Origin of the sequence: Xanthomonas sp. WCS2018Noco2-27 (assembly GCF_031843525.1) — a bacterium.
Classification (GTDB): Bacteria; Pseudomonadota; Gammaproteobacteria; order Xanthomonadales; family Xanthomonadaceae; genus Xanthomonas.
This window is the reverse complement of record NZ_JAVTIK010000001.1, coordinates 1,042,436-1,063,240: the sequence shown is the minus strand read 5'-3', so window position 1 is coordinate 1,063,240 and position 20,805 is coordinate 1,042,436. Positions and strand designations below refer to the sequence as shown.

Below are 20,805 nucleotides of genomic sequence, written 5' to 3'. Positions count from 1 at the left end.
CCAAACGCCGGTCTTCCAGGCGTGGTAGCAGACCGGTGGAGGCGAAACTGGCACCTTCTTGCACGCCTGGCTTGATGCCTCGCCTGTCATGGTCGGGCGCGTGCGGCGAGGCGTGTGCGCCCGTGCATGCCTGCGCGGCAGCTTCACCTCGCTTGGGCATCGCCTTCATGTGACCGCCGCCATGCTGCGATTTCATCGAGCGCGCAACAAGCGGGCATTTCCATGGCAAGCACCACACGCAAGATCGCCACCTTCAACGTCAACGGAATCGCCAGCCGGTTGCCGCACCTGCTGGAATGGCTCACGCGCGAGCAGCCGGATATTGTGGGTCTGCAGGAGTTGAAAGCCACACAAGAGGCGTTTCCGGAGCAGGCGGTTCGCGATGCTGGCTACGGTGTGATCTGGCAGGGACAGCGCGCCTGGAATGGCGTTGCCTTGTTGGCGCGCGGCGCCGACCCTGTCGAGATTCGCCGTGGCCTGCCCTGGGACCCGAGCGACACCCAGAGTCGCTATCTGGAAGCGGCGATTCATGGGGTGGTGGTGGCGTGTCTGTATTTGCCCAACGGCAACCCGCAGCCTGGTCCGAAGTTCGATTACAAGCTGGCTTGGTTTCAGCGTCTTATCCGGCATGCGAAGACGTTGGTGGAGTTGCCGCATCCGGTGGCCTTGATCGGCGACTTCAACGTCGTGCCGACCGATGCGGACATCTACGACCCCAAGGGCTGGCGCAAGGATGCATTGCTGCAACCGGAAAGCCGGCAGGCGTACCAGGCGCTGCTGGAGCAGGGCTGGACCGATAGTCTGCTGGCGGTGCATGGCGATGCGCCGATCTATACGTTCTGGGATTATTTTCGCCAGCATTTTGCGCGTGATCGCGGGCTGCGTATCGATCATCTACTGCTCAATCGCGCATTGGCGGCCGGCTTGCAGGATGCGGGCGTAGACAGATGGGTGCGGGCCCTGGAAAAGGCCAGCGATCACGCGCCTACCTGGATCAGCGTGCGGGTACCGGACGCGATCGCCGAGACCATGGCGAGCGATGAAACCGCATCGACGACGCGCAAACGTGGGGCGACGAAAAAAACGCCAGTGCGCAAACCGGCAGCAAAGACCGCGGCGAAAAGCGGTTCAAAGCGCGCTGCGAAGCAGTCCGCTACGGTAGCGGTGGCGAAAAAGAAAAATGCAACGCGCACGCCGGCAGGCAGTTCCGCAAACGCTGGCAAAGCAGCAGCGAAGAAGGCTGTGCATACGGTTGGCAAGACGTAACGGAAACGGCTACGCCATGCGTCCAGTTACCAGCTGGTTGCTGTGCTAAGTCAATCATGCCGTCGCGCTACGACGCCTGCGAATGAGCATGGGGTACGGAGATGCGGCTTCAGCATCCTTCTTTGACATTGCGCTGTACTCCAGTTGGAACTGCACTGCAGATCATGCACTGCACGTGCGTTGATCCTTCAGTCGATGCCTGTTTGTGCAGTCGACACTCAGAGGCTCCGCCAGCCACTCCTCAGTCATTCCGTCCAGCCGACGATGTTTGATCCGCTGCGGCACATCACCGGTGCTTACGGTCAGCAGGACCAAGACATTGCTGAGGATAGACGCAGGATTACCAACCAGCGCGCTATAGAGGCAGCTCGATCGCGGCGCCCAGGTTATGGCGCTACCAGAACGCCACTGCCCACGCTGTACCGGCCACGCTGCAGGCCGGTATCCTAGCCAGGTCATCCACCGGTCGGCATCGCATTGCTCATGATCAGCTACGCCGAAGCACTTGCCATCGTGCACCAGCAGGTCGCCACGCTAGCCAGCGAGTGGGTGGACAGCGCCGATGCCGAGGGCCGTGTACTTGCGCAGGCGTTGTCGAGCCCGGCCGAGCTGCCACCATTCGATAACAGCGCCATGGATGGGTTTGCCATCGCCACACAGGGGCTTGGTGCTGCAGCAGGCAGCGAGCATGTGGTAGCGGGCACGGTCGCAGCAGGGACAGATGCCGGTGCGGCGGAGTTGGGTGCGGCGTGGGAGATCATGACCGGCGCTGGCGTACCTGCGCATGCCGATGCGGTGGTGCCGATCGAGCAGGTAGATGTTCTTGCGTACCACGACGCACGCCCCAGCCGCATCCGGCTGCGTGCCGATGCACGCGCGGGGCAGCACATCCGCTGCCGTGGGGAAGATGTGCGGCTGGATGATGTCGTGATCGCTGCGGGTACCGTGCTGCGTGGTGCGCATTTGATGTTGCTGGCCGGTCTGGGATGCGCGCAAGTTCGGGTCGTGCGGCGACCACGGGTTGCGCTGATCGCGACCGGCCGCGAGTTGATCAGCGACCCCACGCAACCGCTGCAACCCGGACAGATCCGCGATGGCACCAGCAGCTATCTGCGCAGCCAGGTGCACGCAGCGGGCGCGGAGTTGGTGTGGCAAGGGCAGGTGGGTGACGACGATGCGGCGTTCGACGCCGCACTTGCACAGGCGCGCAACGCTGGCGCCGACGTGATCTTGAGTACGGGTGCGGTGTCGCGTGGTCGCTATGACTTTGTGCCCGATGCACTGGCACGGCACGCAGCGTGCCTGCTGTTTCACAAGGTCGCCGTGCGACCGGGCAAGCCGGTGTTGCTGGCACGGTTTGCCGACGGCGTGTTATACGTGGGCTTGCCGGGCAATCCAATGGCCAGCGCGGCCGGGCTCCGGTTTTTTGTCGAACCGGCCTTGCGCGGATTACTGGGCATGCCGGACGAGCGCGGCCTGCGCGTGGAATTGGAGACGCCGCTGCAAGCGCGGCCGATCTGGCGCCAGTATCTGCGTGCGCGTTTGTACTGCAACGCGCTGGGCGCGCTGTGTGTGCAGATCCTGCCGCAGCAGGAATCGTTCCGGGTGGCGCCCTTGCTGCAGGCCAATGTCTGGGCGGTGCTGGAGCCGCAGGACGACGCAGCTGCGCCACATACGACCGCGGAGGTGTTCGGGCTGGGCCATCTGCAGCCGGCAGCACCGGTGTTGATGGCATGAGCCGGCATGCGGACCGCACGACAGGCGCGTGCACGGCATGAGCGCCGCATCTCCATGGACCGGTGTGGTGCTGGCCGGCGGCCGCTCGTCGCGGATGGGGCAGGACAAGGCCATGCTGCTTTGGCGCGGGCGTCCATTGATTGTGCAGATGCAGGCGCTGCTGCGCGATGCGGGTGCGCAGGATGTGCTGATCAGCGGCCAGCGCCCGGACTATGACGGCATCGCCGACACGCATCCGGATCTGGGGCCGCTCGGCGGGTTGGTCAGCGTGATCGATCAGGTCGCCGATCTGACCACGCTGGTGGTGGTGCCGGTGGATATGCCGCTGCTGTCCACGCAGTTGATCGCGCGGCTACTGACACCCGCGCAGCAGCGCTGTGTCACTTTCGACGAGCAGATGTTGCCGATGCGCCTATGCATCGACGCCACTGTGCGTGAAGCGTTGTCGACGTTGATGCACGGTGCGGCCTCGTCACGCTCGCTGCGCGCCCTGCAACGTTCACTGCAGTGCCATCGCGTGGCTGTCACAGACAGCGAACGCGCCGCGTTCGTCAATTGCAATACGCCCGAGCAGTGGAGTCAGCTCATTCATGAAAATCCAGATTGAAGGTCAGAACGTGCGGTTCCGTATCGACGAAGACGAACTGGCTGTTTTGCTTGCCGGGCGCAGCGTCGACAATCTCAGCCGCTTGCCAAGCGGGCAGGGCGCGCGGTTGGTGCGGCATAGCGTCAGCCTGACCGGCGGTCACGCTGCATGCAATTGCGCCACCGATCACTGGCAATTGCTGGTGCCGCGCGACGCTTTGGAACAACACGCCCGCCAACTTCCGAGCCGCGAGGGATTGAGCTTCAGTTTCGATGCGGGCGCCGGGCATGCAGAACACATGGCGTTGCACGTGACCTTCGATATCGATGTGCGCGACAGTGCGCGCAAGCGGTTTCCGAAGGAGTGAGTTGACGTCTTATATGCGCCGTTGCTGCATGCGCGTGATGGGCCGACACAGGGACAGAATGCGGTAAGCGCTCGTCCTGCGGTCTGCCCAGCACCGACACGGCCGCAGTCTGCTTGCGAATTGAAGCGGCTAAAAATGTGGTGAGCAGTCGTCAGGCGAGTGGGGACGGCACACCGGAAGCTGAGTGCATGTAGAGATACATACGCACTCCGAGCACCGACCGCGCCGCTTGGGTGCTGCGTAGACGTTCCTGTTAACCGCTCTTGGTCACGGCGTGAGCCGCTTGCACCGTTCGGTGCAAATGCCTGGTACGCGCTCGCAGGCCAGTCCGCGTTCCTGCAGTGCGGCTTCGATCGTTGCTGCTGCCGTAGGGCAGTAGCCGGTACCGCTGCGCAGCGCGACGACATGCAGGCCTTCGCTTGCCAGTTCCAGCAGCAATGCGTGCTGTGCCTGAGGCTCGGGCGGCAGTGCGCGCCGCGAGGCGTCGCGGCGTGCCAGCTCGAGGATCGCGTCGGGCACGTCCGCGCCAATAAGCAGCACATCGGCCAGATTCATTGCACGCAACGCCTTCAAGGTCAGCAGCCCTGGATCGCCGGGGCCGGTGCCGACCAGCTGCACGCTGCCGCGCGCCGGGACGGTGTCAGCGTCGTCCAATGCCGCGTTGAACGCAGCTTCGGCTGCGGCATCCTCGCCGGCCTGCAGCAGCAACGGCACCTGCCCATCGATCACGCGATCGAACCAACGCCTGCGCCGGTTCATGTCGGGAAATTGGCTGCGGATACGCTCGCGATGGCGCGCAAACAAACCAGCAAAGCGGCCCACCGATGCATCCAGCTCGCGCTCAAGCCGCTCGCGCAGGCGGCGTGCCAGCATCGGCGCCGCACCGGCCGATGAAATGGCGATGACCAGCGGGTCGCGATCCACGATCGCCGGCACCTGGTACGTGGACAGCTCGGCATCATCCACCACGTTGACCAGCCGCTGACGCGCCCCCGCGGCCGCAGCGACGCGTTGGTTCAAGTCGGTGTCGTCGGTGGCCGCGACCACCAGCCAGACCGTGTCGATCCAGGCCGGATCGAACTCCCCGCCCAGCTGCTCGAAGCGCCCGGCCTGCATCAGTTCCGCAAGCTCGGGCGACAGCGCGTGCGCATACAGGCGGATCTGCGCGCCTGCCTTGAGCAGCGCGAGCACCTTGCGCGTGGCGACCTCGCCACCGCCTATCACCAGCACGGCACGCCCCTGCAGATTTGCGAACAACGGGAACAACGGCATCAGGCCCACTCCAAAATGATGACTCGCACCAACGGCATGTTGCATGGCACCATCGGGTCACGTCCACACGCCTCGCCGCCGCCAATGCGTGTTTTGCTGGTCAACGATACCGAAAAGCCCATTGGCGAACTGCGCCAGGCGTTGACGCGCGCCGGCTACACGGTGCTCGACGATGTGGCATCGGTCGGTGCGTTGCTGCATGCGGTGCAGAGCCAGCAGCCGGATGTGGTGGTGATCGACGTGGATTCGCCGTCGCGCGACACGTTGGAGCAGTTGTCGATGCTGCACACCCATGCGCCGCGCCCGGTGGTGATGTTTTCCGGCGATGGCGACGACGCGCTGATCCACGCGGCGGTAGGCGCAGGTGTCACCGCGTATGTGGTGGATGGCCTGGCGCCGGCGCGGCTGGCGCCGATCGTGCAGGTGGCGCTGGCCCGGTTTGCGCACGAAAGCAGCATGCGCAAACGCCTGGACGATGTGCAGCAGGCCTTGCAGGACCGCAAACAGATCGACCGCGCCAAGGGTCTGCTGATGGAAAAACGTGGCCTCAGCGAGGCCGATGCGTACGCCGCGCTGCGCCAGCAGGCGATGAAGCAGGGCGTCAAGCTGGCCGAAGTGGCGCGACGCATCGTGGCCATGGCCGAGTTGTTGGGATGAACAGATGAGCCAAGCCGATCTCCCCATATTGCGCGTGGCCTACATGCCGCTGATCGACTGCGCGCCGTTGATTGCCGCACACCGGCTGGGCCTGGATCGCGTGCACGGCCTGCAGCTGGACCTGCACCGGCAGGCCTCCTGGGCCGGCGTGCGCGACCGTCTGCTGGCGGGCGAGGTGGACGCAGCGCATGCGCTGGCCAGCCTGGTGTATGCCATCGATTTGGGCGTTGCCGGGCCGCAGTGCCCGATGGCGTTGCTGATGACGCTCAACCACAACGGTCAGGCGATCACCATGGCGCCGGCATTGGCGCAGGCGCTTGTCGACGGCCAGGCGCTGCCGCAGGTACTGAAAAACCTGGGACGACGCGCGGTGTTTGCGCAGACCTTTCCCACCGGCACGCACGCGTTATGGCTGTATTACTGGTTGGCCGCGGGCGGCGTGGACCCGATGCGCGATGTCGATGTGCTCAGCATTCCACCGCCGCAGATGCCCGATGCACTGGCCAGTGGATTGATCGATGGCTACTGCTCCGGGGAGCCCTGGGCGGCCGTGGCGCAGGCGCAGGGCAGCGGCGCGCGGGTGATCCGCAGCGGTCAACTGTGGCCCGGTCATCCCGAAAAGGTACTGGCCTGCCGGCGTGAGTTTGCCGCCCTGCAGCCGGAGCTGACCGAGCAATTGACCGCCTGCGTGCTGGAAGCGTGCCGCTGGCTGGATGCCTCCGCGGACAACCGCGCGCACTGCGCGCAGTGGTTGGCGGAGCCGCAGCATATCGGGGTGTCGGCGGCGCATCTGGCAGCGTGCCTGGATGCTGATGCAGATGCCGATGGTCTAGCGCGCGATGCCACTGCGCTGGCGTTCCATCGCCACGGCACGGTGAACATGCCGTGGCTATCGGATGGCGAGTGGTTCCTGCGCCAGTTCCAGCGCTGGGGATGGCACGACATCCAGGACGACGATATCGCGCGGCTGCGCGACATCCATCGCTTGGACAACTATCGCCGTGCTGCGGCCCGCGTGGGGGTGGCTGTGCCGGATGGCGATCATCGGCGCAATCGGTTGTTCGATACACCCATAGGCGACTGACACGGTTTTCTTGCAGGGCCCTTACCCGCCCACCATCGCGGGACACGCCGTGCATCCTTCCGGGGAGGCCCTTATGCGGCATCCACGCCGCATAAGGGCCCGCGACGGTAAGCGCGCAAGGACCAGGGCAGAGGTTTGGTGTGTTGTTCTTCAATACAGCGACCGACCAACGGTCTGGCGTGGTGTCCTTGCCGCTCGCGGGACCGTGTGGCGGCATGGATGCCGCCACCGAGTCTCCACGGACGGATTCACGGCGTGTCCCGCGAGCGGTGAGGGCACCGCGCCCTCGACGCACACAGCACTTGCCTGAATTTACAAGGATGTGACGAATCGACACATCTTCTGCACCACAGTGGTCGGATAGCGCAGATGCATTCTTTGCAGGGCTACAGGTCCACGGCTTCGCTGCGGCGCAGACGATGCGTGCAGCATGTTGATCTTGCCTAGGTAGCAACCTGGATGGCCGGCGCACGCTATTGGTGCGTAGCCGCACGAAAGACGGGAGTGGCGAGCCGCATCGGCCCACCAGAAAGCCGCGAAGCATTCTCGCGAAACTCAATGAAACGTCAATTTTTCAATGGCTTGCAGCAATGTGACGCGGTGATGAAAAAGTTGGCACGTTGATTGCTTGGCAGTCACGTGCAGGTACAACGGCGTGCCTGCAACAAACACGTACACGGTGCAGCGGTTCAACGGCGATCCGCACGCATCCAGGACAACGGCGTCCTTCCGGTTTACCGGAGGGGCGCCGTTTTTTTTTGGCCATCGCATTCGAAGAGGTCTCTATGCAGCGCTCGTTCTGGCGATCCGGGCACACGCCCACCTTGTTCGCATCCTTCCTGTATTTCGACCTGAGCTTCATGGTGTGGTATCTGCTCGGGCCGTTGCAGGTGCCGATTGCGCAGGCGCTGGGATTGGATACGCAGCAGCGCGCCTTGATGGTGGCGGTGCCTATCCTGTGCGGCGCAGTGCTGCGCCTGGTGCTGGGCATGTTTGCCGATCGCGTCGGTGCAAAGCGTGCCGGCTTACTCGCGCAGCTCGCCGTCATCGCCGCGTTGTTCGGTGCCTGGCAACTGGGCGTCAACAGCATGGGGCAGGTGTTGATATTGGGTGTGCTGCTCGGCATTGCCGGCGCCTCGTTTGCAGTGGCATTGCCGCTGGCATCGCGCTGGTATCCGCCCGAGCATCAGGGCACTGCGATGGGCATTGCCGGTGCAGGCAATTCCGGCACGGTGCTGGCCGCGTTGTTCGCGCCGATGCTGGCCGCCGCATTCGGCTATCAAAACGTATTTGGACTGGCGTGCATCCCCTTGGTGCTGACGCTGATCGTGTTTGCGTCGATTGCCAAGGAAGCGCCAACACCGGTCGCACGAAAGCAATGGGCCGACTACGGCCGCGTGCTGGTGGGCAACCGCGATGCATGGCGCTTCATGTTTTTCTACGCGATCACCTTTGGCGGGTTTTCCGGCTTTGCGAGCGCGTTGCCGGGCTACTTCCATGACCAGTTCGGCTTCGATGCGCGCACTGCCGGGTGGGCGACTGCGGCCTGCGTGCTAGCCGGTTCGGTGATGCGCCCGCTCGGCGGCGTGATTGCCGATCGCGTCGGCGGCACACGTGCCTTGTTGACGGTGTATCTGCTGGTGGCCGTGCTGGTGGGCATTGCCGGGTTCGGTGCGGGTGGGGCCACGCTCACGCTGGCGTTGTTCGTACTGACCTTGCTGTGCCTTGGTGCTGGCAATGGCGCTGTTTTTCAGCTGGTGCCGCAGCGATTTGGCCAGGACATCGGGGTGATGACCGGCTTGATCGGCATGGCCGGCGGCATCGGCGGGTTTGCGCTGGCCGCGAGCCTGGGTGTGCTCAAGCAACACACCGGCAGTTATGCATTAGGCATGTGGCTGTTCGCCGCTTTCGCTCTGGGTGGCTGGGCACTGCTGGCCGGGGTCAAGACCCAGTGGCGCAGCGAATGGTCTACCGCCGGCGCGGCGCGCGTCTGACATGTCGACAGGAATCCAGGCAATGAAGCAACCCAGACTCGTCGTCATCGGCAACGGCATGGCCGGCATCCGCACCGTGGAAGAACTGCTCAAGCTGATGCCGGGCATGTATCACATCACCGTGTTCGGGGCCGAGCCGCATCCCAACTACAACCGTATCCTGCTCTCGCCCGTGTTGGCCGGCGAGCAGGAGTTCGACGACATCGTGTTGAATCCGCTGCAGTGGTACCGCGACAACGGCATCCATCTGCACTTGAACAAGGAAGTGACGCGCATCGATCGCGTGCGCCGCCGCGTGATCGCCGCCGATGGCACCGAAGCCGAGTACGACCGGTTGTTGATCGCCACCGGCTCGGTGCCGTTCGTGCTGCCGATTCCTGGCAATACGTTGAAAGGCGTGATCGGGTATCGCGATATCCAGGACACCCGCACCATGATCGACACCGCGCGCAGCAGACAGCATGCGGTGGTGATCGGTGGCGGCCTGCTCGGTCTGGAAGCGGCCAACGGGTTGAAAGTACGTGGCATGGACGTGACCGTAGTGCACCTGGCCGGCTGGTTGCTGGAGCGCCAGCTCGACCCGGTGGCCGGCAACCTGTTGCAACAGGCACTGCGCGCACGCGGGCTGGAGTTCCGCCTCAATACCGTCACCAGCGCGCTGCTGGGCAATGCGCAGGGCGAAGTGATCGGAGTGAAGTTTGCCGACGGCAGCGAGATCCCCGCCGATCTGGTGGTGATGGCCGCCGGTATCCGCCCGAACACGCGGCTGGCCGAAGAAGCCGGCATCCATTGCTCACGCGGCATCGTGGTCAACGACAGCCTGCAGAGTTTCGACCCGCGCGTGTATGCGGTGGGCGAGTGCGCCAACCATCGTGGCATTGCGTATGGCCTGGTCGCGCCGTTGTTCGAGCAGGCCAAGGTCTGCGCCAACCATCTGGCGCAGTTTGGCATCGGTATCTATCGCGGCTCGGTGGCATCGACCAAGCTCAAGGTCACCGGCATCGACCTGTTCTCGGCCGGCGACTTCATGGGCGGCGATGGCTGCGAAGAAATCGTGCTGTCCGACCCGGCCGGCGGCGTCTATAAAAAGCTGGTGATCCGCGACGACGTGCTGGTGGGGGCGTGCCTGTACGGCGACACCAGCGATGGCGGCTGGTACTTCAAGTTGCTCAAGGACGGCACGCCGATCCAGGCGCAACGCGACCAACTGATCTTCGGCGAGAGCGCGTTGGGCGACTCGGGCACCGGCGGCCAGGACCGTGCCAGCGCGATGTCCGACAGCGATGAGGTCTGCGGTTGCAACGGCGTGTGCAAGGGCACGATTGTCAAAGCGATCAGTGAGCAAGGCCTGTTCACTGTGGACGAGGTGAAAAAGCACACCAAGGCGGCCAGTTCCTGCGGTTCGTGCACCGGCTTGGTCGAACAGATCCTGATGAACTGCCTGGGTTCCAACTTCCAGGAAACCCCGAAAACCAAGGCGGTTTGCGCGTGTACCGACTTGAGTCATGGCGAAGTGCGCCGTGCCATTCGCGAACACAAGCTTCTGACCCACGCACAGGCCTATGCCTTCATGGAGTGGCGCACGCCCAATGGCTGCGCCACCTGCCGGCCGGCGATCAACTACTACATGCTCTCGACCTGGCCGCATGAAGCCATCGACGACCCGCAATCGCGTTTCATCAACGAGCGCGCACACGCCAACATCCAGAAAGACGGCACCTTCTCGGTGATTCCGCAGATGAAAGGCGGGGTGACCAACGCCAGCGAGCTGCGCCGCATTGCCGATGTCGCCGACAAGTACGCGGTGCCGATGGTCAAGGTGACCGGCGGCCAGCGCATCGATCTGCTTGGCGTCAAGAAAGAAGATCTGGTGGATGTGTGGCGCGATCTGGGCATGCCGTCCGGTCATGCCTACGGCAAGTCGATCCGCACGGTAAAGACCTGCGTGGGCAGCGAGTTTTGCCGCTTCGGCACCCAGAACAGCACGCAGATGGGCATCGATCTGGAAACCATGCTGGCCAACATGTGGAGCCCGCACAAGGTGAAGCTGGCGGTGTCTGGTTGCCCGCGTAATTGCGCCGAATCCGGCATCAAGGATGTGGGCATCATCGCGGTGGAGTCGGGCTGGGAACTGCATGTTGGCGGCAATGGCGGCATCAAGACCGAGGTTGCGCGCTTCCTGGTCAAGGTGACCACAGCTGAGGAAGTACGCGAATACACCGGTGCGTTTTTGCAGCTGTATCGCGAACAGGCCTATTACCTGGATCGCACCGTGCACTACATCGCACGCGTGGGGCTGGATTACATCCGTGCGCAGGTAGTCGACGACGCCGCCAACCGGCGTGCGCTGTACGAGCGGCTGTTGTATTCGCTGGAAGGCCTGGTCGATCCCTGGAAGGCGCGCATCGCCGGCGAGCGGCGCCAGGAATACCAACCGCTGCGCATCGCCGCGCCAGCCGCAACGGTGGAGGAATGAGCATGCACAACGCCGCATGGGTGCGCGTGTGCGCATTGCAGGACCTGCCGGCACTGGGCGCACGCGTGCTGGAAGTCGATGGGCTGCCGCCGATCGCCATCTTCCGCACTGCCGGCGACCAGGTGTTTGCGCTGCGCGACCGTTGCCCGCACAAGGGCGGGCCGTTGTCGCAAGGGATCGTGGCCGGCGACACCGTGACCTGCCCATTGCATGGCTGGGCGATCGGCTTGCAGAGCGGGCAGGCCCACGCACCGGACGTGGGCTGCGCGCCGCGCTACCCGGTCAAGGTGGAAGCCGATGCCGTGTGGATCGTGTTGCAGCCGGTGTCGCAGCCGGATGCCGTGACCGAGCCGGCGACATGAGCGAAGGCCTGCAGGCCGCGTCGTCTGCCACGGCAGCGCAGTCGCACATGGCAGCGCCGATGCATCGCATCACGCGTTCGACCTGTTGCTACTGCGGTGTGGGTTGCGGCGTGCTGATCCACAGCGAGCACGACGCCGATGGCGAGCGCATCGTGGGCATCGAAGGCGACCCGCTGCATCCGGCCAATCACGGCCGTCTGTGCAGCAAGGGTCTGGCGTTGCCGCAGACCGTTGCAAGCACGCAGGGGCGTGTGCTTGCGCCGGAGTTGCGCCGGCATCGGCAGGCACCGCGTGCGCCGGTGAGCTGGGATCAGGCCCTGCAGCATGTCAGCAGCAAGCTGGCTGCCATCGTCAAGGAACATGGCCCGGATTCGGTGGCGTTCTATCTGTCCGGGCAGCTGCTCACCGAGGACTATTACGTCTTCAACAAGCTGGCCAAGGGCCTGCTCGGCACCAACAACATCGATACCAATTCGCGCCTGTGCATGTCCAGCGCGGTCACCGGGTACAAGCTTGCGCTCGGTGCCGATGGCCCGCCGACCTGCTATGAAGATCTGGAGCTGGCGCACACGGTGCTGTTTGCCGGCAGCAACATGGCGTACGCGCATCCGGTGCTGTTTCGCCGGCTCGAAGACGCACGCGCACGCAACCCGGACATTCGCTGGATCGTGATCGATCCGCGGCGCACCGATACCGCGGCCATGGCCGACCTGCACCTTGCAATCGAACCCGGTACCGACGTTGCCTTGTTCAACGGCATGCTGCATCACCTGATCTGGGAGGGTCTGGTGGATGCGCGTTTCGTTGCGGCGAGCACGCAGGAGTTCGATGCCCTCAAGCGGATGTTGCGCGAGTACACCCCGCGCATGAGCGCCGAGATCTGCGGAATCTCGCACGAGGACCTGGTGCAGGCGGCCGAGTGGTTCGGGCGCAGCCCGGCGGCGCTGTCGCTGTATTGCATGGGCTTGAATCAGTCGGCGCACGGCACCGACAAGAATCTTGCGTTGATCAATCTGCATCTGGCCACCGGTCAGATCGGCAAGCCGGGCGCGGGGCCGTTTTCGCTGACCGGCCAGCCCAATGCGATGGGCGGGCGCGAAGTAGGCGGCATGGCGACGATGCTGGCGGCGCACCGCGAGATCGGCAACGCGGAGCATCGTGCCGAAGTGGAGCAGCTCTGGGGCGTGCCGGCGGGGCGCATCTCGCCGAACCCCGGCACGCCGGCGGTGGAGTTGTTCGAGCGCCTGCGCGCCGGCACCTTGAAGGCAGTGTGGATCGTCTGTACCAACCCCGTGCATTCGATGCCGGAAGTGGCCGGCATTCGCGCCGCGCTGGAACAAGCCGAACTGGTGATCGTGCAGGATGCCTTCTCCGGCACCGACACCGTGCCTTATGCCGACGTCTTGCTGCCGGCGGCCAGCTGGGGCGAGAAGGACGGCACGGTGACCAACTCCGAACGCCGCATCACCCGCGTGCGCAAGGCAGTGGAAGCGCCGGGGCAGGCGCGTGCCGATTGGTGGATTGCCAACGAAGTTGCGCGTCGACTGGAGGCACTGCTGGCGCCCGCCGCAGGCGCCGGCCTGTTTGCATTCGACAGCACCGCACAGGTCTTCGATGAGCATCGTGCGCTGACGGTAGGGCGCGACCTGGACATCGGTGGCCTGGATTACGCAGTGCTGGACAATGGCCCGCAGCAATGGCCGTTTCCCGCAGGGGCCATGCAAGGGCAGGCACGGCGCTACACCGATGGAGTGTTCGCCACTGCCGATGGCCGTGCGCGGTTTCATGCAACGCCGTATCGCAAGGTGGCAGAAGCCACCTCGGCACGCTTTCCGATGCGCCTGCTCACCGGTCGCCTGCGCGACCAATGGCATGGCATGTCGCGCACCGGGCGCGTAGCCGCGGCCTATGCGCACAGCCCGGAACCGTCATTGCGCATGCACCCGGACGATGCCGTACGCCGCGGGCTGGTGGCTGGCGAATTGGTACAGGTGGCCAGCAAGCGTGGTGCGCTGGTGCTGCCGCTGGAGTTGTCGGACGAACTGCGCTCCGGAACCGTCTTTGCCGCAATGCACTGGAGCGGGCAGACGCTGTCCAGCGGCGGCATCAACGAGGTCAGCACGTCGGCGGTGGATGCGCGCTCGCACCAGCCGGAGCTCAAACACGCGGCAGTACGCGTGGAGAAGGCGGCGTTCGGCTGGCATCTGCTGGCGGCACGCCGCGGTGATGCGTTGGCATTGCAGCAGGCACTGCAACCGCTGCTGCGCGAGTGCGGCTACGCGAGCTTGCGTCTGCATGCCGAACCCTTGGCCGATGCCGGTGGGCAGTGGGCGGTGCTGCATGCGGCCTGTGAGCGCGCGCCCGATCCTGCCTGGATCGATCGTCTGGTGGCTGCGCTGCAGTTGCCGGCCGGCGCCGACGTCCTGGAATACCGCGATCTGCGCCGCGGATTGATGCGCCGCGTTGGCTGGCGCACACAGGACGGGCAGAGCCATATCGATGGCCTGCTGTTGACTGCCGCATACCCCAGCGATGCCAATCAGTCGCTGCTGACGGTCGCCTTGGCCGGCAAGCCCTGGCGGGGTGCACGGCTGGCCGTGTTCGCACCGACGCCTTCCGCGCCCAGCGACCCGATCGTGTGTACCTGCATGCAGGTGTCGGCCGCCGCGATTCATGCGGCCATCGACGATGGCGCCGACGTGGCGCAGCTCAAGCAACGCCTGGGCTGCGGCACCGTCTGCGGTTCCTGCGTTCCGCAACTGACCAGGCTGTGCCGCCAACCGCGGCTGGCCTGATGCACCTCATCCCTCCACACACTGCGAGATCTCTCATGTCAGTCACACCTTCCTGCGCGCGTGATGTGGTGTTGTTGTCGGCCGGTCCCGGCGATCTGGAGCTGCTCACCATCAAGGCGGTCAAGGCGCTGGCAGTGGCGCAGGTGCTGTTGCTCGACGACCTGGCCAACCCCGACATCGTCACGCTGGCACCGCAGGCGCGCGTGATCCGCGTGGGCAAGCGCGGTGGTTGCCGCTCCACGCCGCAGGAGTTTATCTGCCGGCTGATGCGGCGTTATGCGTTGCAGGGCTTGCGCGTCGTCCGCGTCAAAGGCGGCGATGCGTTGTTGTTCGGCCGTGCGGGCGAAGAAATCGGTTTTCTGCGACGCGCCGGCGTGGGCGTGCAGGTGATCAATGGCGTCAGCGCCGCGTTTGCCGCCGCAGCGTCGCTGGAAGTGTCATTGACACATCGCAGCCATTGCCACGGCATCACGTTTGTCACCGCGCACACGCACGACCATGGTGAGCCGAACTGGGGCGCGCTGGCGGCCAGCGGCACAACCCTCGGCATCTATATGGGGTTGCGCCGTGCAGACGCGCTAGCGACGGCGTTGCTGGCGCATCTGCCGGCCAGCACGCCGGCCGCCATCGTGCAGGCGGCCACGCGGCCGGAGCAGCAGCGCAGGCTGACCACACTGGGCGACCTGGGCAATGCCGCGGCAGCGCTGTTGCCCGGTCTGCCGACCCTGCTGCTGGTGGGCGATGCGTTGTCCGAAGCGTCGGTGGCCTGCGACGATCGCTTTGGTGCGGTACTGCAACACAGGCAGTGGGGTAAGCGCTACGCGGCGCATCGTGGCGCACTGCATGATGCGTGTGCTGTCTAGCGTGCGCACGTTCTAATTGCAGCACGACGCGAGCGATTTTGCTCGAGCAGGCTTATCCGCCGATGCTGGGTGTGTGTGGTTTTGACTGCTTATCGCTGACCGCTGATCGGTCAGCCAGCTTGAAGACACAACGATCAGCGGCCACCGGACACGCTGAGGCGGTTTGGAGCGGCTGAAAACCTCAGCGAGCAGTCGTCAGGTAGGTGTGGACGGCGCGCTCAAAACCGAAGGTGCGCGTGGTACATGCCGATTCCTCGCACCGGCCGCGCCCGCCTGGCGGCTGCACAATCGTTTTGTCAGTTGCGCTTAGAGCAGGCATTGCGCACTCAAGCCGATCCTGCATGCCGGCTGCGCGCAACTGACGACGGCTCGTTCTGTCAGTCCCTGCAGTGCAGGGTGCATCAACCATCCGACACGGCAGGATGTAGCGCAGACCATGCTGGTCCGAATCGTGGCTCCCGTCGTGGACGCTCGTCCGTCGGTACGCGCTATCGCCGCGGCCGACCTGTCGTTGGCGACATCTGTTTCGTCATTTTTGGTAGCGCTACCCATCCTGCAGCGTGATGCGGCGGCTCCAGGCGCGTGAGGTGTGCAAGATTTGCGCAGCGAGCGCAGCCGTTTTTTCCTGCATGTGCTCGTCTGCCCCCATTTGGCCTGTGTTTTGGGTTGGCACGAATGTTGCGTTAAGCCCCTCACCGAATGACGTACCCGATGCATCGAGAGGAGGCACAGTGGAAGACGGACAGAACAGTACTCGTAGCCGGCGTGGCTTTGCCGCATTGGACCCGGAGAAGCGTCGCGTGCTGGCCAGCAGCGGTGGCAAGGCTGCACACGCCAGCGGTAATGCGCACGAATTCACCAGCGACGAGGCACGCGAAGCCGGTCGTAAGGGTGGCCAGGCCGTGAGCCGCGATCGCGATCATATGTCGCGTATCGGCAGCAAGGGCGGGCGGTCCAAGCAGGCCAAGCCGCAGGAAGAATCCGCGTAGTCAACGGTTGGGCATGCAATAGCATGCCGTCATTGATTCAGGGGATGCAGGCCCTGCGCCGTCACGGCGCAGGGCCTGCTTTTTTAAGGCGCAAGCCCACGAAGCGCACGCGCCGACAAGCAATCGATTGCACGCAAATGACATCGGCACACGCGATCGCTGCACTGTTCGCGCTGCCAAGTCCATAACTGGTTGATGCAAAACGCATTACAAGTGCCCAGGAAATTTTTGCAGACCTGCACGTGCTCGCCATCGATTGCAGTGCAAATTTTCCGCCTCTGGTGATCAAACAGTCTGGCGTCGGCAGAATTTGCAGACCTTGCAGAATCTGCAACGCGATGAGGCGAGTGCTCAGAACGGTCTCGGCAGCGAATCACAAGACCGACAACGCGCCCGCCCGCGTGCGATGCCTGGTCCAGAGCGCAGATGCGATAGCGCTATGCACGGGTTGCGCGACGCGTGCGCAACGAAGCGGCAGGCCGGACCGCCGGGCAAGGCCCAGGCCGGGCGCATCGAGCAAGAGCGGCAACTCAAGGCGCGCGTCGAGCAGCATCTTGAGCAACCTCGCGGCCAGCAATACCTAGTGGGATCGTGCATCGAACGCTTGACGGATCGCCATCGGCGGTCAAGGACACAATGAGCACAACAGGGCTGTGTTCGGCCCGGCCATGGGGTGTGACGACCTTCGATGAGGTCGTCGAGAACGTGCTTGCCAGCTAACTGCTCGAGAACCTGGAGATCGCCGCGTCCACCGCGTTACCGAGTGCAGCCAAGACCATGCGCGAAGTCCAGGCACAACGTGTCTGCTGGCAGACTCTGCCGCAGGAGCAGGAGCAGGAGATTGCCGACTGGCTGCTTGCACTTCTGCCCGCGCTGATCGAAGAGTTCTTGGTTCGCGATGCCATCCCACACCTTATTGCCATACAGTGGCCGCCAGCGCTGATGCTCTAGGTATCTTGAGAATGCGGGCTTTTTCTTTCTGCGCGGCGAGCGCTTACCCTTGGACGCTCTTTGGCAACCCGGCTCGATCATGACAACGCAGCTCGATTATCCGATCGGTACTCCTGGCCAGGCGTGGGGCGATGGCGAACGCAGCGCATGGCGCGCGCAACAAGTGGTGCAACGCAGTTACGCCGCCGAGGTTGTGCAGGTCATCGATGCACTGGATGAGCGCTACCAACGCGTGCACTACGGCAGCATCGTGGCGGATTCCATGCAGTACCCGCTGCTGGCATTGCGCAGTGCCGCGTGGGACGACACGCTGCCGTGCGCACTCGTCACCGGTGGCGTGCACGGCTACGAGACCAGTGGCGTGCAAGGCGCGCTGCTATTTCTGCAGCAACGCGCTGCAGAGTATGTGGGCAGGATCAATCTGCTGGTGGCGCCATGCGTCAATCCCTGGGGCTATGAGCGTATCCAGCGCTGGAACGCCGACGCGGTCGACCCGAATCGCTCATTCCGCGACAACAGCCAGGCTGCAGAGTCGGCGGCCTTGATGCAACTGGTCGCCGCAACCGCTGGCACAATGCTGGTGCATATCGACCTGCACGAAACCACCGACAGCGATGAGAGCGAGTTCCGGCCTGCGCTGGCGGCACGCGATGGCGTACCGTTCGTGCCTGGCAGCATTCCGGACGGGTTCTACCTGGTGGGCGATAGCGAAGACCCGCAGCCCGCATTTCAGCAGGCGGTGATCGCGGCAGTGGAGCAGGTCACGCATATCGCGCCAGCCGATGCGCAGGGTCAGATCATCGGTGCGCCGGTCGCGGGTCATGGGGTGATCAACTACCCGGTGCGACGCCTGGGCCTGTGTGCCGGCGTCACCGCTGCGCGCTATCGCACCACCACCGAGGTGTACCCGGACAGCCCACGCGCCACGCCGCAGCAATGCAACGCCGCACAGGTCGCGGCGATTTGTGCGGCACTGGATTACGCACTCTCGGAAGGGTGAAGACACTTAGGCAGCAGCGTGAGCGCGGGCTTGGGACGCGCTTCAGCCGCCAGCGTGCTGCATGCGAGCAAGCGGTGCCGACTGGCATGTAATCCAGCGCAATCACGCGGCTTTTGCTTAAGGCAGGCGTTGCTGCACCCTGGCGTCCTGCACATAGGCCGCCACCAGCTGCGCCTCCATCGGCCTGGACAGTAGATATCCCTGCGCCTCATCGCAGCCCCAGCTGCGCAGCAACGCAATCTCGTCGGCATGCTCGATGCCTTCGGCAACGGTGCGATAGCCCAGCGCGCTGGCCAGTCGCACCACTGCTTCTGCGCGCATCTGCATGCCGGCCTTGTTGGCAATGCCGGTAACCAGCGAGCGGTCCAGCTTGAGCACGTTGACCGGCAACTCGGTGAGATACCCGAAATTGCTGTAGCCGGTACCGAAGTCGTCGATGGCCACGCTGACGCCGGCATCGCGCAGGGCGCGCAGGCGCGGGACGGCTTCCACGTTGCTGCGCAACCAGCGGCCTTCGGTGATTTCCAGCTCGACCCGCGTGGTCGGAATGGCCAGGTCCTTGCAGCGATTGATCACGTCGGCGGCCAGATTGATGTTGCCGAAATCGCGCGACGACAGATTGATCGAGATGGAAAAATCCAGGCCTTGCGCTCGCCATTGCGCCAACTGCAGCAATGCGCTTTCGATCACCCAGTTGGTGACCGTGCACATCAGTGCGGTCTTTTCGAACAACGGAATGAACTCGTCCGGACCGATCGGCCCCAGGCTGGCATGCTGCCAGCGCAGCAGTGCCTCGAACCCGACGACCGACAGATCGTCCAGATCGATACGCGGCTGGAACACCAACCGGAAATCGCCGGCTTGCAGCGCCTTTTCCGCATCCAGCGCCAACCGATACGAACGCTGGATGGCATCGTCCTGCGAGGCGCTATACCAGCACACCACGGCATTGTTGCCGATGGCATCGCCCAGCGACACCAGCCCCTTGCGCATCACATCGTTGGTATCTGGTTGTTGCGGTGCAAAGCGCACCACGCCGGCATGGAAGGTCAGCGACATCGGCACCCCGGCGGCATCGAACGGCTTTTGCAGCATGTCGCGTAAATCCAGCAGCAAGTCTTCCATCTCGTCGGGCGCCGAGTTGAGCAGAAAAAACGCAAAACGCATCGACGCAACGTGATAGACGGTGGCCTTGCCCCGCAGGGCGCGGGTCAGCACATAGCTGGCGTGACGGATCAGCTCTTCCAGCGGCTGCATGCCCAGTGCCTGGCGCGCCTCGTTGGCCGCCTGCGTGTCGTAGACCTCGATAAAAGCTGCAATGGTCGGCACGCTGTGGCTGCCGAAGGCCAGCGCATCCAGATCCGATTGCAGCTGCCGCGTGTTGAGCAGGCCGCTGTGCGGCTCACGCCGGCCCGCGCCGAATTGCAGCTCCAGCTGCGCTGCCGTCACATTGGCAAACATCAGTAGCTGCTGATGTTCCTGGCTGGCGAGGCGGCGCTCGCGCGTGTCGATCACGCATAACGTGCCGGTGATGCCGGCCTGCGGCGCACCGACCGGCACGCACGCAATAAAGCGTGCTGGCAATCCGGGAAACGCCGCATCGCCCAATTGAATCGGCGCGAGTGCGGCGCCTTCGATCAACTCCGTCACACCATTGGCAGCGGCCGGTGCGCGTTGACACAGCGCGATGGCTTGTTCGACCTGGGTGGTGCTGATCCCGCGCGCCGCAAGCACCCGCATGCGGCCGGCTTCGGTAATGGTCAACGCCGCCGCTGGCGCGACCAGCGCATGGCACAGCAGGCGAGCGATCTGTTCGAGCGGCTCCATCCCGCCGAGATCGATTGGCACTCCGGACCAATCGAAGTGGCGTTCCTGTGTTTTGTCTGCCGAAGCAAGCGTCATGTCGTCAGGTTCCGTGTTGAAGATCACACACTGCAGGGCCACTAGAAACAATTCGAGGTCACCAATGGGTGATGAGCCGGGAGCGTGATGCCGCCATCACGCACGAATCCTGCGCGCAATAGCGCGCACTTCCGTAAGCAGGCACAACAAGTAATCGATAAAGGCTGCTCGTCTCACTTTGGGCTGGTCTCTACAAATACCGCATTCCACCGACCGGCGTCGAGAGTGGATTGGTTATATCGATCCAACCGGACTCAGGCAGACCACTGGCAGTGATTCCGTTCTTTCGCAACACGACATATTCGCTGCCTCTTCTATTCATAAGGTTCGGACCGCTATCACGCGGTGTAATGCGTATTGGCTGGTTCGGTGATTCGGACTCAACCAATGCATTGGCATGGATCACCGTGAAATGCGTCTTGATTTTAGCTGTTTCGCCCGTCTGGCAGGGCTGTGGCTGCTTTAAAGGCGGCCGTTCAAGCGTTTGAAGCGGGCGCAAGTAAA

The 20,805-nt window shown here is 64.1% G+C and carries 15 protein-coding genes, 1 other RNA gene and 1 pseudogene; 14 read left to right on the top strand and 3 right to left on the bottom strand.

Features of this window, described 5'->3' with window-relative positions; genetic code table 11:
• Positions 1-222: 222 nt before the first annotated feature.
• The 4 genes from xth to RQH86_RS04615 all read left to right on the top strand — a co-directional run bounded on the left by xth (position 223) and on the right by RQH86_RS04615 (position 3,956).
• On the top strand, positions 223-1,266 hold the full coding sequence (gene xth, locus RQH86_RS04630) for an exodeoxyribonuclease III (protein ID WP_311238861.1): 1,044 nt from the start codon (positions 223-225) through the stop codon (positions 1,264-1,266).
• Between the two features lie 483 nt (positions 1,267-1,749).
• A complete protein-coding gene (locus RQH86_RS04625) occupies positions 1,750-3,003 on the top strand; it encodes a molybdopterin molybdotransferase MoeA (RefSeq protein ID WP_311238862.1) in 1,254 nt (417 codons plus the stop codon).
• A 37-nt stretch (positions 3,004-3,040) separates the two neighbouring features.
• On the top strand, positions 3,041-3,610 hold the full coding sequence (locus RQH86_RS04620; protein ID WP_311238863.1) for a molybdenum cofactor guanylyltransferase: 570 nt from the start codon (positions 3,041-3,043) through the stop codon (positions 3,608-3,610).
• Entirely contained in the window at positions 3,594-3,956 is a 363-nt protein-coding gene (locus tag RQH86_RS04615; RefSeq protein WP_311238864.1) for a hypothetical protein, read from the top strand. The genes RQH86_RS04620 and RQH86_RS04615 overlap by 17 nt, the downstream gene beginning before the upstream one ends.
• A 267-nt stretch (positions 3,957-4,223) precedes the next feature.
• On the opposite strand, the gene RQH86_RS04610 is transcribed toward RQH86_RS04615, so the two are convergent.
• On the bottom strand, positions 4,224-5,228 hold the full coding sequence (locus tag RQH86_RS04610; protein ID WP_311238890.1) for an NAD(P)-dependent oxidoreductase: 1,005 nt from the start codon (positions 5,226-5,228) through the stop codon (positions 4,224-4,226).
• A gap of 84 nt (positions 5,229-5,312) precedes the next feature.
• Here RQH86_RS04610 and RQH86_RS04605 point away from each other — a divergent pair, with 84 nt between their 5' ends.
• From RQH86_RS04605 to cobA, 7 genes are all read left to right on the top strand, one after another.
• Complete coding sequence (locus tag RQH86_RS04605) at positions 5,313-5,885, top strand: ANTAR domain-containing protein (protein ID WP_055854586.1); 573 nt, start codon at positions 5,313-5,315, stop codon at positions 5,883-5,885.
• A gap of 4 nt (positions 5,886-5,889) precedes the next feature.
• Positions 5,890-6,969 (top strand): CmpA/NrtA family ABC transporter substrate-binding protein, encoded by a 1,080-nt coding sequence (locus RQH86_RS04600; protein WP_311238865.1) that lies wholly within the window; start codon positions 5,890-5,892, stop codon positions 6,967-6,969.
• 824 nt (positions 6,970-7,793) lie between these two features.
• The gene (locus RQH86_RS04595) at positions 7,794-8,963 is read left to right on the top strand and encodes a nitrate/nitrite transporter (RefSeq protein WP_311238891.1); all 1,170 of its coding nucleotides are present in this window, start codon (positions 7,794-7,796) and stop codon (positions 8,961-8,963) included.
• 58 nt (positions 8,964-9,021) lie between these two features.
• Positions 9,022-11,439, top strand: coding sequence for a nitrite reductase large subunit NirB (nirB, locus tag RQH86_RS04590; RefSeq protein ID WP_311238892.1), 2,418 nt, complete (start codon positions 9,022-9,024; stop codon positions 11,437-11,439).
• A complete protein-coding gene (gene nirD, locus RQH86_RS04585; RefSeq protein WP_311238866.1) occupies positions 11,436-11,801 on the top strand; it encodes a nitrite reductase small subunit NirD in 366 nt (121 codons plus the stop codon). The genes nirB and nirD overlap by 4 nt, the downstream gene beginning before the upstream one ends.
• Positions 11,798-14,596 carry a molybdopterin-dependent oxidoreductase gene (locus RQH86_RS04580; RefSeq protein WP_311238867.1) on the top strand — a complete coding sequence of 933 codons (2,799 nt, stop codon included), beginning with the start codon at positions 11,798-11,800 and terminating at the stop codon, positions 14,594-14,596. Before nirD ends, RQH86_RS04580 begins: the two co-directional genes overlap by 4 nt.
• 65 nt (positions 14,597-14,661) lie before the next feature.
• Complete coding sequence (gene cobA / locus RQH86_RS04575) at positions 14,662-15,459, top strand: uroporphyrinogen-III C-methyltransferase (RefSeq protein WP_311238893.1); 798 nt, start codon at positions 14,662-14,664, stop codon at positions 15,457-15,459.
• A 170-nt stretch (positions 15,460-15,629) separates the two neighbouring features.
• Here cobA and RQH86_RS04570 read toward each other — a convergent pair.
• Positions 15,630-15,704, bottom strand: a non-coding RNA gene (locus RQH86_RS04570) — sX9 sRNA.
• A gap of 486 nt (positions 15,705-16,190) precedes the next feature.
• Between RQH86_RS04570 and RQH86_RS04565 the strand changes: the two genes are divergently transcribed.
• From RQH86_RS04565 to RQH86_RS04555, 3 genes and pseudogenes are all read left to right on the top strand, one after another.
• On the top strand, positions 16,191-16,448 hold the full coding sequence (locus RQH86_RS04565; protein ID WP_005990975.1) for a KGG domain-containing protein: 258 nt from the start codon (positions 16,191-16,193) through the stop codon (positions 16,446-16,448).
• Between the two features lie 406 nt (positions 16,449-16,854).
• Positions 16,855-17,399, top strand: a pseudogene (locus tag RQH86_RS04560) (DUF892 family protein).
• Positions 17,400-17,478: 79 nt separating this feature from the next.
• Positions 17,479-18,399, top strand: a complete 921-nt coding sequence (locus RQH86_RS04555; protein WP_311238868.1) for a M14 family metallocarboxypeptidase — start codon at positions 17,479-17,481, stop codon at positions 18,397-18,399.
• Positions 18,400-18,516: 117 nt separating this feature from the next.
• Here RQH86_RS04555 and RQH86_RS04550 read toward each other — a convergent pair whose 3' ends face one another.
• The gene (locus tag RQH86_RS04550; RefSeq protein ID WP_311238894.1) at positions 18,517-20,328 is read right to left on the bottom strand and encodes an EAL domain-containing protein; all 1,812 of its coding nucleotides are present in this window, start codon (positions 20,326-20,328) and stop codon (positions 18,517-18,519) included.
• Between the last annotated feature and the right edge of the window lie 477 nt (positions 20,329-20,805).